Origin of the sequence: Ralstonia psammae, assembly GCF_958405935.1 — a bacterium.
In the GTDB taxonomy this organism is placed as follows: domain Bacteria; phylum Pseudomonadota; class Gammaproteobacteria; order Burkholderiales; family Burkholderiaceae; genus Ralstonia; species Ralstonia psammae.
The window spans coordinates 1-15,216 of record NZ_CATZBU010000006.1 but is presented as its reverse complement, the minus strand read 5'-3'; the positions used below and the strand labels follow the sequence as shown (position 1 = coordinate 15,216).

The 15,216-nt window shown below is 63.3% G+C and carries 10 protein-coding genes; 5 read left to right on the top strand and 5 right to left on the bottom strand.

Going from position 1 to position 15,216, the window contains the following annotated elements; genetic code table 11:
• Window positions 1-27: 27 nt before the first annotated feature.
• Window positions 28-2,904, bottom strand: a complete 2,877-nt coding sequence (locus tag R2N16_RS13960) for a valine--tRNA ligase (RefSeq protein WP_316666348.1) — start codon at window positions 2,902-2,904, stop codon at window positions 28-30.
• 151 nt (window positions 2,905-3,055) lie between these two features.
• Here R2N16_RS13960 and R2N16_RS13955 point away from each other — a divergent pair, with 151 nt between their 5' ends.
• Entirely contained in the window at window positions 3,056-5,416 is a 2,361-nt protein-coding gene (locus R2N16_RS13955) for a UvrD-helicase domain-containing protein (RefSeq protein ID WP_316666347.1), read from the top strand.
• Between the two features lie 31 nt (window positions 5,417-5,447).
• Here the strand turns inward: R2N16_RS13955 and R2N16_RS13950 are convergent, their stop codons facing one another.
• The 4 genes from R2N16_RS13950 to R2N16_RS13935 all read right to left on the bottom strand — a co-directional run bounded on the left by R2N16_RS13950 (window position 5,448) and on the right by R2N16_RS13935 (window position 8,802).
• A complete protein-coding gene (locus R2N16_RS13950; protein WP_316666346.1) occupies window positions 5,448-6,245 on the bottom strand; it encodes a BPSS1780 family membrane protein in 798 nt (265 codons plus the stop codon).
• Window positions 6,236-7,240 (bottom strand): homoserine kinase, encoded by a 1,005-nt coding sequence (locus tag R2N16_RS13945; RefSeq protein WP_316666345.1) that lies wholly within the window; start codon window positions 7,238-7,240, stop codon window positions 6,236-6,238. Before R2N16_RS13945 ends, R2N16_RS13950 begins: the two co-directional genes overlap by 10 nt.
• A gap of 85 nt (window positions 7,241-7,325) precedes the next feature.
• A complete protein-coding gene (locus R2N16_RS13940) occupies window positions 7,326-7,754 on the bottom strand; it encodes a hypothetical protein (protein ID WP_316666584.1) in 429 nt (142 codons plus the stop codon).
• A gap of 94 nt (window positions 7,755-7,848) precedes the next feature.
• The gene (locus R2N16_RS13935; protein WP_316666344.1) at window positions 7,849-8,802 is read right to left on the bottom strand and encodes an LOG family protein; all 954 of its coding nucleotides are present in this window, start codon (window positions 8,800-8,802) and stop codon (window positions 7,849-7,851) included.
• A gap of 4 nt (window positions 8,803-8,806) precedes the next feature.
• Between R2N16_RS13935 and polA the strand changes: the two genes are divergently transcribed.
• The 4 genes from polA to R2N16_RS13915 all read left to right on the top strand — a co-directional run bounded on the left by polA (window position 8,807) and on the right by R2N16_RS13915 (window position 15,105).
• Complete coding sequence (gene polA / locus R2N16_RS13930; protein WP_316666343.1) at window positions 8,807-11,620, top strand: DNA polymerase I; 2,814 nt, start codon at window positions 8,807-8,809, stop codon at window positions 11,618-11,620.
• Window positions 11,621-11,827: 207 nt separating this feature from the next.
• Window positions 11,828-13,162, top strand: a complete 1,335-nt coding sequence (locus R2N16_RS13925; protein ID WP_316666342.1) for an NAD(P)/FAD-dependent oxidoreductase — start codon at window positions 11,828-11,830, stop codon at window positions 13,160-13,162.
• A 109-nt stretch (window positions 13,163-13,271) separates the two neighbouring features.
• Window positions 13,272-14,150, top strand: a complete 879-nt coding sequence (locus R2N16_RS13920; protein ID WP_316666341.1) for a dienelactone hydrolase family protein — start codon at window positions 13,272-13,274, stop codon at window positions 14,148-14,150.
• A gap of 148 nt (window positions 14,151-14,298) precedes the next feature.
• On the top strand, window positions 14,299-15,105 hold the full coding sequence (locus tag R2N16_RS13915; protein WP_316666340.1) for a ZIP family metal transporter: 807 nt from the start codon (window positions 14,299-14,301) through the stop codon (window positions 15,103-15,105).
• Window positions 15,106-15,216: the final 111 nt, after the last annotated feature.

The window sequence follows — 15,216 nt, the reverse complement described above, 5'->3', positions numbered from 1 at the left end:
CTTGCTATCGATTGTTCGGGGCGTCGTTCAGGCAGCTTGCACCGGCAGCCGTGCAATCTGGGCTTCCAGCTTAGCCAGCGTGGCTTTGAAATCCGTCACTCGCTTTTGTTCCTGTTCCACCACGGCGGCCGGAGCGCGGGCGACGAAGGATTCGTTGCCGAGCTTGGCTTCGCACTTGGTGATCTCGCCGCGCAGGCGGTCGATTTCCTTCGACAGGCGCGCCTGTTCGGCGGCCACGTCGATCTCGATTTTCAGCAGCAGCTTGTTCTCGCCGACGATGGCGACCGGTGCGCCCGCGCCGTCCTGCTCCATGGCGGCAGCATCCGTGTAGACCTTCACTTCAGAGAGCTTGCCCAGCGCTTGTACGTACGGCGCCGCCACCTGCAGGAACTCGGCTTCGCCATTGGCGTACAGCGGCACGCGTTGCGCGGGGGAGATGTTCATCTCGCCGCGAAGGTTGCGGCAGGCGTCCACCAGTGCCTTCAGCTGTTGCACCCATTGCTCGGCCTGCTCGTCGATCTTGGTGAGCGCGGCACGCGGGTATTCCTGCAGCGCGAGGCTTTCGGTGCCATCGCCCTTGGCGCGGCCGGCCATCGGCGCAACCTTCTGCCAGAGTTCTTCGGTAATGAACGGAATGATCGGATGCGCAAGGCGCAGCACGGTTTCCAGTACGCGCAGCAGCGTGCGGCGCGTGGCGCGCTGTTGCGCGGGCGTGCCGGTCTGGATCTGCACCTTGGCCAGTTCCAGGTACCAGTCGCAGTACTCGTCCCAGACGAACTTGTAGATGGCGTTGGCGATGTTGTCGAAGCGGTAGTCGGCAAAGCCTTTTTCCACTTCGGTTTCCACGCGCTGCAGCAGCGAGACAATCCAGCGGTCGGCCTGCGAGAAGTGCAGATAGCCTTCGGGGCCGCAATCACCGACGCATTCCTGCATGCCGCAGTCCTGGCCTTCGGTGTTCATCAGCACGAAGCGCGTGGCGTTCCAGAGCTTGTTGCAGAAGTTGCGATAGCCCTCGCAGCGGCCAGGGTCAAAGTTGATGCTGCGGCCGAGCGTGGCGAGCGAGGCGAACGTGAAGCGCAGCGCGTCGGCACCGAATGCGGGAATGCCTTCAGGGAATTCCTTGCGCGTGCGCTTCTCGACCTTGGGCGCGTCCTTCGGGCGGCGCAGGCCGGTAGTGCGCTTGGCGAGCAGCGGCTCCAGCGCGATACCGTCGATCAGGTCCACCGGGTCGAGCGTGTTGCCCTCGGACTTGCTCATCTTCTTGCCTTCCGAATCGCGCACCAGCCCGTGCACGTAGACGGTGTGGAAGGGCACTTCACCGGTAAAGTGCAGGGTCATCATGACCATGCGCGCCACCCAGAAGAAGATGATGTCGTAGCCCGTGACCAGCACGGTCGAGGGCAGGAAGTGCTTCAGCTCCGGCGTATCGGCCGGCCAGCCCAGCGACGAGAACGGCACCAGCGCGGACGAGAACCACGTGTCGAGCACGTCGTCGTCACGCGTGAGCGCGCCGGTATAGCCCTTGGCGGCCGCTTGGGCCTTGGCTTCTTCTTCCGTGCGGCCGACGTACACATTGCCGGCTTCGTCGTACCACGCCGGAATCTGGTGGCCCCACCACAGTTGGCGCGAGATGCACCAGTCCTGGATGTTGTTCAGCCACTGGTTGTACGTATTAACCCACTGCTCGGGCACCAGCTTGATCTTGCCGCTCCGCACGGCGTCCAGCGCCACTTCAGCGATGGAGCGGCCCGGGAAGCGCGTGCCTTCCGGCGCCGGCTTGCTCATGGCGACGAACCACTGATCGGTCAGCATCGGCTCAATGACGACGCCGGTGCGGTCACCGCGCGGCACCATCAGCGTGTGTTTCTTGACTTCGGCGAGCAGGCCTTGCGCTTCGAGATCCTCGACCATCTTCTTACGCGCGTCGAAGCGGTCCATGCCGGCATAGGCGGCCGGAGCATCGGCAACGATCTTCGCGTCGAGCGTCAGGATCGACAACTGCGGCAGCTTGTGGCGCTGGCCCACCGCGTAGTCGTTGAAGTCGTGGCCGGGGGTCACCTTGACGACGCCGGTGCCGAACTCGCGGTCGACATACTCGTCGGCAATCACCGGAATCTTGCGATCGGTCAGCGGCAGTTGGACGAACTTGCCGATGAGGTGGGCGTAGCGCTCATCCTCGGGGTGCACCATCACGGCCGTGTCGCCCAGCATCGTCTCGGGGCGGGTGGTGGCCACCGTCAGGTGTGTCAGGCCGTGCACGGCGTCCGGTTCGGCCAGCGGATAGCGGATGTGCCACAGCGAGCCTTCTTCTTCCTCGCTCACCACTTCCAGATCGGACACCGCGGTGCCCAGCACCGGGTCCCAGTTGACGAGGCGCTTGCCGCGGTAGATCAAGCCTTGCTCATACAGACGCACGAACACGTCGCTGACAGCGCGCGACATCTTCGGGTCCATCGTGAAGTATTCACGCTCCCAGTCGATCGAGGCACCCATGCGGCGCACCTGGCGCGTGATGGTGGAGCCCGATTGCTCCTTCCATTCCCACACCTTCTCGACGAATTTCTCGCGGCCCATGTCGTGGCGCGAGACGCCTTGGGCATCCAGCTGGCGCTCGACGACGATCTGCGTGGCGATGCCGGCGTGGTCGGTGCCCGGCACCCACAGCGTGTTGGCGCCGGCCATGCGCGCGTGGCGCGTCAGGCCGTCCATGATGGTCTGGTTGAACGCGTGGCCCATGTGCAGCGTGCCCGTCACGTTCGGCGGCGGGAGCTGGATACAGAAGTCGGGTTTGCCGGCTTCGAGCGTCGCGCGGGAGACGCCCATCGCTTCCCACGCCGCGCTCCACTTCTGCTCGATGGTGGCGGGTTCGAAACTCTTGGCGAGGGACTGGTTTTGATCGGTCATGCTGACGGGGCGCAATGGGCGCAAAAAAGACGTTCGGCCCAGGAAAATGGCGGGCGAAAGCTTGGAATTATACGGCGTGTCGATGCCCAGCACGGGTGAAGCGGCGAATGCGGCCGGTATAATTTCAGGATTCTGCCGAGGCTCCTCCCGCATGTCCGACCTGCTCGCCAATCTGAACCCCGAACAACGCGCTGCCATCACGCTTCCCGATGAATCGGCGCTGATCCTGGCGGGGGCAGGCAGCGGCAAGACGCGCGTCTTGACCACCCGCATCGCGTGGCTGATCCAAAGCGCGCGGGTATCGCCGGCGGGTGTGCTGGCCGTCACGTTTACGAACAAGGCGGCCAAGGAAATGACGGCCCGCCTGCAGGCCATGCTCCCGATCAACACGCGCGCCATGTGGATCGGCACGTTCCACGGCCTGTGCAACCGGTTGCTGCGCGCGCATTACCGGGATGCCGGTTTGCCGCAGACGTTCCAGATTCTGGACACGCAAGACCAGCTCTCCGCCGTCAAGCGCCTGCTCAAATCGCTCAATATCGACGACGAGAAATTCCCGCCCAAGAACGTCCAATACTTCATCAACGGGGCCAAGGAGCAAGGCTTGCGCGCGGGCGATCTGGAAATCGCCAACGAGTACGACCGCCGCATGGCCGACCTCTACGCCGCTTACGACGCGCAATGCCAGCGCGAAGGCGTGGTCGATTTTGCCGAGCTGCTGCTGCGCTGCTATGAGCTGCTGCGCTACAACGACGCCATTCGCGCGCACTACCAACGGCGCTTCAAGCACATCCTGGTGGATGAGTTCCAGGATACGAACAAGCTGCAATACGCCTGGCTGAAGATTCTGGCTGGCCTGGGCGAGCCCGGTGTCACGCCCAATGCCATCTTTGCCGTGGGCGATGATGACCAGAGCATCTACGCGTTTCGCGGCGCCAACGTGGGCAACATGGTCGACTTTGAACGCGAATTCCGCGTCGAGCACCGGATCAAGCTGGAGCAGAACTACCGCTCGCATGGCCACATTCTCGATACCGCCAACCATCTGATCTCGCACAACACGCGTCGGCTGGGCAAGAACCTGCGCACGGATGCCGGCCATGGCGAGCCGGTGCGTGTCTACCAGGCTGCGACGGACGGGCAAGAGGCGGGTTGGATTGTCGATGAGATCCGCGACCGCATTGCCACCGGCATGTCGCGCTCGGAAATCGCCATCCTCTATCGCAGCAACGCGCAGTCGCGGGTGATCGAGCACGCCTTGTTCTCGGCAGGCATCGCCTACAAGGTGTACGGCGGCCTGCGCTTTTTCGAGCGCGCGGAAATCAAACACGCGCTGGCGTATATCCAGTTGCTGGAAAACTCGGACAACGACGCCGCGTTCGGCCGTGTGGTGAACTTCCCGGCGCGTGGCATTGGGGCACGTTCGCTGGAGCTGTTGCAGGACGCGGCGCGACTGTACGGCATTTCTCTCGCCGCGGCGGTGCCGTATCTCACGGGGGCGGCGGGCACCAAGTTGTCGGCGTTTGTGCGTCTGATCGAACAGATGCGTGCCGACACGCGCCAGATGACGCTGCCCGAAATCGTCCAGCACGTCATTCACGCCAGCGGCCTGATCACGCATTACCAAGGTGAGAAGGAAGGCCAGGACCGCATCGAGAACTTGCAGGAACTGGTGACCGCCGCCCAAGCCTTCGTTGCCGAAGAAGGCTACGGCGTAGACGCGATTGCGACCGCGCTGCCCGTGCGCCACGACGCCATGCTACGCATCGAAGGCGGCGAGACCGATACCGCCTCTGAACTCGTGACCGACGAGACGCCCACGGAGATGACGCCGTTGGTCGCCTTTCTCACGCACGCCTCGCTGGAGGCCGGCGACAACCAGGCCCAGGCCGGCCAGGATGCCGTGCAGATGATGACCGTGCATGCGGCCAAGGGGCTTGAATTCCACGTCGTCTTCATCACCGGGCTGGAAGAGGGTTTGTTCCCGCACGAAAACAGCCAGATGGAGAAGGACGGCCTGGAAGAAGAGCGCCGCCTGATGTACGTGGCGATCACCCGTGCGCGCGAGCGGTTGTATCTGTCGTTTGCGCAAAGCCGCGTGCTGCACGGTCAGATCCGCTACCACATCCGCTCCCGCTTCTTTGACGAACTGCCCGAAGACACGCTGAAGTGGCTGACGCCGCAACACTCTGGCTACCAAGCCACGCGCCGTGCGCAAGGCGATTCCGCCTGGGGCAAGGATTGGTTCAAGCGCCCCGAGCGCGGCGATGACGATGCCTACACCGGCCGCCCGACCGGCGGCATGGACACCGGCAAGAACTACGCCGACGCCAAGCGCGCGGAGGCCACGGGCTTCCGCGTCGGCCAGTCGGTGTTCCACAACAAGTTCGGGGAAGGCGTCATCACGACGCTGGAAGGCGAGGGCGCCGAGGCGCGCGCTCACATCAAGTTCAACCGCCACGGGGTGAAGGTGCTGGCGCTGGGCATCGCCAAGCTGGACCCGATCAACTGAGCGCCGGTCGGGTGAGTGAACGGCCTGTCGATCAGGCCGTCGTATCGGTCGTCTGGCCGGCGGCTTGCGTTACGTTGAAGCAGCCGCGGTAGGTGGCGTAGAACGAGCAGTACAGCACGGCCATCACCAGAATCCGGTACGGCGTGGCGATGATCGGGGCGATGTTGTTGGCGCCGCTCGACGCGAACAGCGCATCGATGAACAGCGGCACGGCAATCAGCAGGATCGCCACCAGTGTCCCGTAGAGGATGAACGCCGCACGATTGCGCCACACGGACATCCAGCTGAAGAACAGCGCCTTGCCCACCGGAATGCCGTGCCATGCCACCAGCAACGGCGCAAACCAGAACAGCACCGCCACCGGGATGTACAGCACCGAGCCCATCACCATAGCAAGGTAGAACTCGCGGATGGCATCAGCGGTGAGCGGCTTGTCGCTGACCACGGTCATGAGCGTGTCCACGTCCACCATCGTCATCAGTACGCCGCTGACCACCAGTACCAGTGCGCCGTAAATGCCGCCCAGCTTGAGCAGGCTGCGCATTGCATCCTTGCCGTACGCGCGAAAGCCCGCGATGAGCGATGCCGGCCCGACTCGCTTGCCCGCCACCGTGTCGCGGCAGGCCGACATGAAGCCCACGAAGATGGCCGGGTTCACCAGCAGGATGGCAAAAACACCAATCGGCGGCACCAGCAGCATCAGCAGGTTGACCGCAAAGAGGTAGATGAACAGCAGCAGCAAGAACCCGATCGGGTTCTTGCGAAACAGCCACGCGCCCTGGCGCAGCCAGACGTAGCCTTGCTTGGCCGGTACTTCAATCAGTTGCATGGTTGGGGAAGATCCAGAGTCAGGGCGCCCGCGCCAACCCGCTCTCGCAGCACGCGCTCGAAGTGGGTGGGGTCATGCGGCTTGAGCAGTTCGGCATCGCGCGGTAGATAGAAATCCCACAGGCGCGAGACCCAGAAACGGTACGCCGCAGCGCGCAGCATGTCTTGCCAGTGCCGCGTTTCGGCATCGGTGAACGGGCGTACAGCGTGATAGGCGTGGAGCATCGCACGGGCCCGCTCCGCATCCAGCACGCCGGTGGCCAGGTCGATGCACCAGTCATTGACGGTGACGGCCACATCGAAGAGCCACTTGTCGACACCGGCAAAGTAAAAGTCGAAGAACCCGCCCAGGCGTTCCGGGTGGCCATCGGCGGCCGGCTCGAACAGCACGTTGTCGCGGAAGAGGTCGCAATGGCACGGGCCTTCGGGCAGCGCGGCGTAGTCGGCGCTGGCGAAGAAGCGTTGCTGATGCGCGAGTTCGTTTTCCAGCAGCGCGCGCGTGTCGCCATGCACGAAGGGCACCACCTCGGGCACCACCTCGTTCCACCACGGCAGGCTGCGCAGGTTGGGCTGATGGCGCAGATAGTCGCGGCCGGCCAGGTGCATGCGCGCGAGCATGTCGCCGACGATAGCGCATTCCGACACCGTGGGAGCCAGGTTCGAGCGGCCCGGGAGGCGCGTCACGATGGTCGCCGGCTTGCCGTTGAGCGTGCGCAGGATCTCGCCGTCGCGGCCGGGAATCGGCGCCGGTACGCTGATGTGGTGCTGCGCCAGATGCTGCATCAAATACAGGTAGAACGGCAGCTGCTCGACCGCCAGCCGTTCGAACAGGGTGACGACGTATTCGTGCGTCTGCCCATCCTTTTCCGTGGTCAGGAAGAAGTTGGAATTTTCGATCCCGGAGGGGATGCCGCGAAATGCGCGCACCGCGCCCACATCGTATTGATCCAGCCAGAGAGCGATCTCTGCGTCGGAGACCGGGGTGAAAACAGCCATGCTTCAGGAACGGGAAACGGGTGGAGGGAAAGGCAACCTGCCCACGGCGGCGCCGGCTGGCAGGCGCCGCAGTTGCGGCACAGGCTTAGAACTTCAGGACGTTGACCGAAGGCACCCGGTCGATATCACCGCGCTCGCGGATACGCGGCGAGCTGTCTTCGGGCTTGCTCAGGTTGTAGGACGTGCCCATGCCCGACTTGACGTGGATGTCCGGCGCCTGGCCCTTCTGGAAGCGGTATTCCTCGACCTGCGTACCGTCGTTGTCGCGGTAGTCGAAGCTCGGCTTGACGCGCTCGTTGTGGATCGCGCCGCGGGTTGGCTTGGAGATCGGCTGATTGTTGATCGCCTTGACGTCGGGAAGGTCCAGACCGGCGCTGTCGGAGGTCACCTCGGCGTGCGCGGGCAGGGCGAGGCAGAAAACGGTGCCTGCCAGCAGCCCAGCGTGGCGCATGAGGCGCGCGACATTGGCATAGCCGGAGTGGACGGGGGCGGGCGGGTGAAGCAGCGAATCCATCATGGACTCCGGCGAGTGATCTGGGACCCTCCATTCTAGCAGTCCAGCCACCCGCCATCGTCCGTTCGCATGGCGCCGAATGTCACACCCGGGGTTACAGGTAGAACATCTCTTCCTTGGGCGGAATCGGCGAGGTGCCTTCGCGCTTTTCGTAGAACTCGTAGACGGCGTCGAGCGCGTCCTTGGGCTCGTCGACGATGCGCATGATGTCGAGGTCGTGCTCGGCAATCAGGCCCATCGGCAGCAGCGTAAAGCGGAACCAATCCAGCAGGCCCTTCCAGAAATGGCTGCCGAACATGACCACCGGCACGCTGCGCGATTTGCCCGTCTGGACGAGCGTGAGCACTTCAGCCAGTTCATCGAGCGTGCCAAAACCACCAGGCATGACGATGAACGCATCCGAGTTCTTCACGAAGGTGACCTTGCGCGTGAAGAAATGGCGGAAGCGCATCGAGATGTCCTGGTACCGATTGCCTTGCTGTTCGTGCGGCAGTTCGATGTTCAGGCCGACGCTGGCCGACTTGCCGGCGTGCGCCCCCTTGTTGGCTGCTTCCATGATGCCGGGGCCGCCGCCGGAGATGACGGCGAAGCCCGCATCCGAGAACAACCGGGCGATTTCGATGGTGCGTTCGTAGTACGGCGAATCCTCGCGCAGGCGCGCGCTGCCGTAGATCGAGACGGCCGGGCGGATCTCCGAGAGGTACTCGGTCGCCTCGATGAACTCTGCCATAATCGTGAACATCTGCCAGGAGGCGCGCGCTTTCTTTGCGGTGGCGCGTTCTTCGTCGGCGAGTGCCCGCAGGCTGGGGATCATTTTGCGATCGGTACGGCCATGTGACACGTCAGCTTTGGGCTCGTGTTCAACGCCCACTGTCACGTTGACGTCCATGTCGGCCGTGGTGGCCTGGCGCGCGGGGCTCACCCCCGTCAGTTCAGCCGCGGAAACCTCCGCCGAGGAAGCACCAGAAGCCTGCTTTGCCACGCCGCCTTCAGCGGAAGCGCCATTATCGGAAACGCCTTTTGGCGTTCCAGTCACTTTAGAGTCCATGGGAATGTCGGAAAGTCAAGAAACGCTGTTGCTCGTCGATGGCTCGAGTTATCTGTACCGTGCCTATCACGCACTGCCCGACTTGCGAAACGGAGAAGGGTTTCCTACGGGGGCCATCTACGGCATCGTGAACATGCTGCGCAAACTGCGCAACGACTACCCGGCCAAGTATAGCGCTTGCATTTTCGACGCCAAAGGCAAGACCTTTCGCGACGACCTCTATCCGGCCTACAAGGAGCACCGCGCGCCCATGCCGGACGACCTGCGCGCGCAGATCGAACCCATCCACGAAGCCGTGCGGGCATTGGGCTGGCCCATCTTGGTGGTCGAAGGTGTAGAGGCCGACGATGTGATTGGCACCCTGGCCGAGCGGGCGGCCCGCGAAGGCGTTCGGACCATCGTCTCAACGGGTGATAAAGACCTCGCCCAACTGGTGAATGACCACGTCACGCTGGTCAACACCATGACCAACGAAACGCTCGACCCGCCTGGTGTGCAAGCCAAGTTTGGCGTGCCGCCCGAACGCATCGTCGATTATCTTTCGCTGATTGGCGACACCGTGGACAACGTGCCCGGCGTGCCCAAGGTGGGCCCGAAAACCGCGGTGAAATGGTTGACCGAATTCGGCACGCTCGACAACGTCATGGCGCGTGCGGGCGAGATCAAGGGCGTGGTGGGCGACAACCTGCGCAACACGCTCGAGTGGCTGCCCAAGGGCCGCGAACTGCTGACAGTGAAGCTCGACTGCGATCTCAGCAAAGAAGTGCCGACATTCGATGCGCTGATCGACGGCGGCGAAGATAAATCCAAGCTCGTCGATTTCTTCTCCCGCTACGGCTTCAAGACGTGGCTGCGCGAGGCTTCCGGCGACGCCTTGCCCGATACGCGCAGCGTGGGTGCCGCGCGCAAGGCCGCGACGCCCGTGAAAAATTACGCCGGCGAGGCTGCACAACTGCAAGCCCAGGCCAACCTGTTCGACGTGGAAGCGCCGCCCGACGAGATCAAGTATGAGACGGTGACGACCGAAGGACAGCTCGAGTCGTGGATGCAGCGCCTGGACGAAGTGGACCTTGCCTGCATCGATACCGAGACCACGTCCCTTGACCCGATGCTCGCGCAGTTGGTTGGCATTTCGCTCTCGGTCAAGCCGGGGGAGGCTTGCTACATCCCGGTGGCCCATCGCGGCCCGGATGTGGCCGGCTTTGATGCAGCGGCGCAGCTCTCGCGCGACACCGTGCTCGCGCGCATGAAGCTGTGGCTCGAAGACGAGTCGCGCAAGAAAGTCGGCCAGCATCTGAAGTACGACGCGCATGTGTTTGCCAACCATGGCATCGCGCTGCGCGGCATCGAGCACGACACGATGCTCGAATCGTACGTGCTCGAATCGCACCGCAATCACGGCATGGACGCACTGGCCGAACGCGTGCTGCACTTGCAGACGATCACCTACGAAGCCGTGTGCGGCAAGGGGGCATCGCAGATCGGCTTTGACGAGGTGCCGCTCGATCGCGCGACCGAGTACGCGGCGGAGGATGCTGACATCACGCTACGCCTGCATCGCGCGCTGTTCCCCAAGGTGACCGAAGACGACAAACTGCGCTACGTCTACGAGCAGATCGAAATGCCGACCTCCATCGTGCTGCAGAAGATGGAGCGCAACGGCGTGCTGATCGATGCTGATCGTCTGGCCAAACAGGGCAACGAGCTGGGCTTGCGTCTGATCGATCTGGAAGCCGAGGCGCACAAGCTTGCGGGTCAGCCGTTCAACCTCGGCTCACCCAAGCAGATCGGCGACATCTTCTTCAACCAGATGAAGTTGCCGGTCATCAAGAAGACCGCGAGCGGTGCACCGTCGACCGACGAAGAGGTGCTGCAGAAGCTGGCCGAAGACTACCCGCTGCCGAAGTTGCTGCTGGATTACCGGGGTCTGGCCAAGCTCAAGTCCACCTACACCGACAAGTTGCCGAAGATGGTCAACCCGCGCACTGGCCGGGTCCACACCACCTACGGCCAGGCGACGGCGGTGACGGGACGCCTGGCCTCTACCGATCCGAACCTGCAGAACATTCCGGTACGCACCGAAGAAGGGCGGCGCATCCGCGAAGCGTTTATCGCGCCGGAGGGCAGCGTGATTGTGTCGGCCGACTACTCGCAGATCGAACTGCGCATCATGGCGCATCTGTCGCAGGACGAAGGCCTGATGCGTGCATTCCGTGAGGGCCAGGACGTGCATCGCGCCACGGCTGCGGAAGTGTTCAACGTGACGCCGCTGGAAGTGTCACCCGACCAGCGCCGTGTGGCGAAGGTCATCAACTTCGGCCTGATCTACGGTATGAGCGCGTTCGGGCTGGCCAGCAACTTGGGCATTGGGCGCGACGCTGCCAAGCTGTATATCGACCGGTACTTCGCCCGCTACCCCGGCGCCGCGAGCTACATGGACGAGACCCGGCAGACCGCGCGCGAGAAAGGCTACGTGGAGACGGTCTTCGGTCGTCGCCTGTGGCTACCGGACATCAATGGCGGCAACGGCCCGCGCCGTCAGGCTGCCGAGCGCGCCGCCATTAACGCGCCGATGCAAGGAACAGCGGCTGACCTGATCAAGCTGTCGATGCTGGCTGTGCAAGGCTGGCTCGAAGCCGAAGCGATGCGCTCGCGCCTGGTCATGCAGGTGCACGATGAGCTGGTGCTCGAAGTCCCGCAGGACGAACTGGCGGTCGTACGCGAGCGCCTGCCCGAACTGATGTGCAGCGTCGCAACGCTGCGGGTGCCTCTGGTGGCCGAAGTTGGCGTGGGTGCCAACTGGGAAGAGGCGCACTGACGCAATCGCTTGCCGCGCGAGCGCCACGCCATAAAACAAGGTGTGGCGCGAGTTTGTCTGCCAAGGCAGTCTATGGATGGCGTGGGCATGCGGTTGTCATGATTCGCCATATCCCTGTATCTGGGGTTGCGGCGAATTTTGCGTTGCAGCAGACTGCACCTGACAGATCACGTGATCGAAAAGATTCAACGGCTCCAGGAGAGGCACATGGCAGGGCAGATGGATGGCGCGGGGAGTACGAACGGACCACGCATTGTGGTGGTCGGTGGAGGCGCTGGCGGGTTGGAACTCGCAACGCGGCTGGGTGACAAGCTCGGCAAGCGCGGCGCGGCGCAGGTCATTCTGGTTGATCGCAACCCAACACACATCTGGAAACCGCTGCTGCATGAAGTTGCCGCCGGCAGCATGGATCCGAACACTCACCAGCTCGAATACGCTGCGCAGGCGCGCTGGCATGGCTTCGAATTCCAGCAGGGCGAGCTGAAGGGCCTCGATCGCGTCGCCAAATCCATCATCGTGTCCGGATGCGTTGACGCGGACGGCACCGAGGTGCTGCCCGAGCGCGCCATTTCGTACGACACGCTGGTGCTGTCGATTGGCAGCGTGACGCATTTCTTCGGCGTACCGGGCACGGCCGAGCATGCCATCGCCCTCGACACCGCATGGCAGGCCGAGCGCTTCCGCCGCAGGCTCATCGCGGCGTGCATGCGCGCCCAGAACGGTGTGGGCGATGCGCGTCCGCAGGTGGACATCGCCATCGTCGGTGCGGGCGCCACGGGCGTGGAACTATCGGCCGAACTGCGCAATACCGCCCACGTGTTGGCCGCGTATGGCCTGCACAAGCTGGACCCGCGTCATGACATCCGCATCCACCTGATCGAAGGCGGTCCGCGCATTTTGCCGGTGCTCAAGGAGCGCATTTCAGCAGCGACCACCAAGCTGCTGGAAAAGCTCGACGTGGACGTCATTACCAGCGAACGCGTGACGGAAGTCACCGCCCGTGCTGTCAACACGGCCAGCGGCAAGTCCATTCCGGCAGATCTGACCGTGTGGGCCGCCGGCATCCGTGCACCGTCGGTGCTGGGTGAGTTGGGGCTGCCGGTGAATAAGCTGGGCCAGGTTGTCGTCTCGCGCACGCTCCAGGTCGAGGGCGACGATTCGATCTACGCCTTTGGCGATTGTGCAAGCTGCCCGTGGCCCGAGGCCTCGACCAGCGTGCCGCCGCGTGCGCAGGCCGCGCATCAGCAGGCCACCTATCTGTTCGACGCGTTGCGCAAGCGCATGGACGGCAAGCCGGTCCAGCCGTTCGCGTTCAAGGACCTTGGCTCGCTGGTGTCGCTCGGTCATTTCAGCGCCGTCGGCAGCCTGATGGGTGGGCTGATTGGCGGCTCGATGTTCATCGAAGGTCTGATGGCGCGGCTGATGTACACGTCGCTGTATCGCATGCACGTGCTGGCGCTGCACGGTTGGGTGCGCATGTCGGTGGATACGGTCATGCACTGGCTGCGCAGCAAGACAAATCCGCGGGTCAAGCTCCACTAAGCCGTTCTTGATACGGGTGCCGGATGCCTGGCTCGGCAGCAATGCATCCGCTTCGGTAGACTAGCCGCTTCGTTCACCGTAACCGCGCCGTGGGCGCGAGGAGAGTGCGATGCAGCTTGATGCAGAAGTGGAGAGCCTGGTACCCGGCCGCAGCTTTGACCGCCGCGGCTTCATGAAGACGGCACTGGGCTCGGCCTTTGCGGCAGCGGTACTGCCGGTGTCGGCGCAGACCATCCACACCGATTTCAATGGGCTGACGGCGGGTGAGGTGATCGTGCCCGTGGGCGACTTCAAGATGCCGGCCTATCGCGCCCAGCCAGAAGGCAAGACGCACCTGCCGGTGGTGATCGTCGTCAGCGAGATCTTTGGCGTACACGAATACATTGCCGATATCTGCCGGCGTTTTGCCAAGCTCGGTTATCTGGCGATCGCGCCTGAGTTGTTTGTGCGCCAAGGCGATCCGCGCGCGTACGGCACGGTGCAGGAAGCTGTCGCCAACGTGGTGTCCAAAGTGCCGGATTCGCAGGTGGCGGGCGATCTTGACGCCACCATCGCGTGGGCCAAGGAGAACGGTGGCGACGCGGCGCGTATCGGCATGACCGGCTTTTGCTGGGGTGGGCGCCAGGTCTGGCTGGCCGTGGAGCGCAACCCCGGCATCCGGGCTGCAGTGGTGTGGTACGGGCCGCTGAAGGGCAATCCGAATCCGCTGCAACCGGTTTCGCCTATCGACAAGGTGGACGAACTGAAGGCACCCGTGCTGGGTCTCTACGGCGCGAAGGACACTGTGATTACGGAAGACGTGCGCGACACAATGAAGACCGCGTTGGAAAAATCCAAGAATCCCAAGGCGCATGCATCGCGCATCATCGTGTACCCGAATTCCGGCCACGCATTTCACGCGGATTACCGTCCGAGCTATGTGAAGGCCGACGCGGAAGATGGTTGGAAGAAGTGCCTGGCATGGTTCAAGGACCACGGCGTGGTGTAGTCCCTCAGCACGTCGAACACAACAGGTCCCAGGAGTTGCCCTGGGGCCTTTTCTTTTGCGTGCACTGGCAAAGGTGGATAAAGCGGCATACAATTCGCCCTTCTTGCAACTCTGTTGCGTTTATTGGCTCCCGCTGCGTCACCTTCGCATGACCTTCGATACCACCCTGTTTGGCATTCTCCTGGCCACCGCGCTGTCTGGCATCGGCAGCATGGCAGGCGCTGCCGTGCTGTCACTGACGGTGCTGTCGCGCATGGTCGATCGGATGGTCAGTTTTTCGGTGGGCGTGCTGCTGGCCACGTCGCTGCTCCATTCGTTGCCGGAGGCGTTCGAAGCGCATCGCGGCATCGAGCCCAATACGCACGCGCTGTTCGCCACGTTGCTGGCCGGGCTGCTGGGTTTCTTCCTGCTGGAAAAGATTTCGCTGATCCGCCATTCACACCACCACGAGGGCGACGGGCACGGTCATCACCATGGCCATGATCGACAGGAAGCTGGCCGTAGCGGCCTGATGATCCTGGTGGGCGATGGCCTGCATAACTTCTCCGATGGCATCGTGATCGCCGCGGCGTTTCTGGCGGACACCCGGGTCGGCATCGTCACCGCGCTGGCGATTGCGGCGCACGAAATCCCGCAAGAGATCGGCGATTTCATGGTGCTGCTCAACGCCGGATTCTCCAAGACGCGCGCCTTTGTCTACAACCTGATCTGCAGCGTCTGTGCGCTGGTGGGCGCGGTGCTGGGCTACTACCTGCTGGATCGCCTGACGTCGTGGATTCCGTACGTGCTGGTGGTGGCGTCGAGCAGCTTCATTTACATCGCGGTGTGCGATCTGATGCCGCAGATGAAGCGCCGGCCGCGCTGGCAAGAATCGGCGGTGCAGGTCGCGTTGATCGCAGCGGGCATCGCGATGATCTTTTTGCTGACCGAAGGTTTGCACGGCCACGCGCACTGAGGTGCTGCATCCGCTTCAAGAAAAAAAGGTTCTTCGAAGAATTCCGTGGGCCGAATCTCCACATTCCGTATGCTGGCGCCGACAAGGGCAAGTGTTCGGAGGCGGAATGCT

Bases quoted from the DNA above. Each gene is read 5' to 3' on its own strand.
- polA (WP_316666343.1), top strand. From the start codon at position 8,807: ATGTCGGAAAGTCAAGAAACGCTGTTGCTCGTCGATGGCTCGAGTTAT.
- R2N16_RS13955 (WP_316666347.1), top strand. From the start codon at position 3,056: ATGTCCGACCTGCTCGCCAATCTGAACCCCGAACAACGCGCTGCCATC.
- R2N16_RS13950 (WP_316666346.1), bottom strand. From the start codon at position 6,245: ATGCAACTGATTGAAGTACCGGCCAAGCAAGGCTACGTCTGGCTGCGC.
- R2N16_RS13960 (WP_316666348.1), bottom strand. From the start codon at position 2,904: ATGACCGATCAAAACCAGTCCCTCGCCAAGAGTTTCGAACCCGCCACC.
- R2N16_RS13915 (WP_316666340.1), top strand. From the start codon at position 14,299: ATGACCTTCGATACCACCCTGTTTGGCATTCTCCTGGCCACCGCGCTG.
- R2N16_RS13940 (WP_316666584.1), bottom strand. From the start codon at position 7,754: ATGGATTCGCTGCTTCACCCGCCCGCCCCCGTCCACTCCGGCTATGCC.
- R2N16_RS13945 (WP_316666345.1), bottom strand. From the start codon at position 7,240: ATGGCTGTTTTCACCCCGGTCTCCGACGCAGAGATCGCTCTCTGGCTG.
- R2N16_RS13935 (WP_316666344.1), bottom strand. From the start codon at position 8,802: ATGGACTCTAAAGTGACTGGAACGCCAAAAGGCGTTTCCGATAATGGC.
- R2N16_RS13920 (WP_316666341.1), top strand. From the start codon at position 13,272: ATGCAGCTTGATGCAGAAGTGGAGAGCCTGGTACCCGGCCGCAGCTTT.
- R2N16_RS13925 (WP_316666342.1), top strand. From the start codon at position 11,828: ATGGCAGGGCAGATGGATGGCGCGGGGAGTACGAACGGACCACGCATT.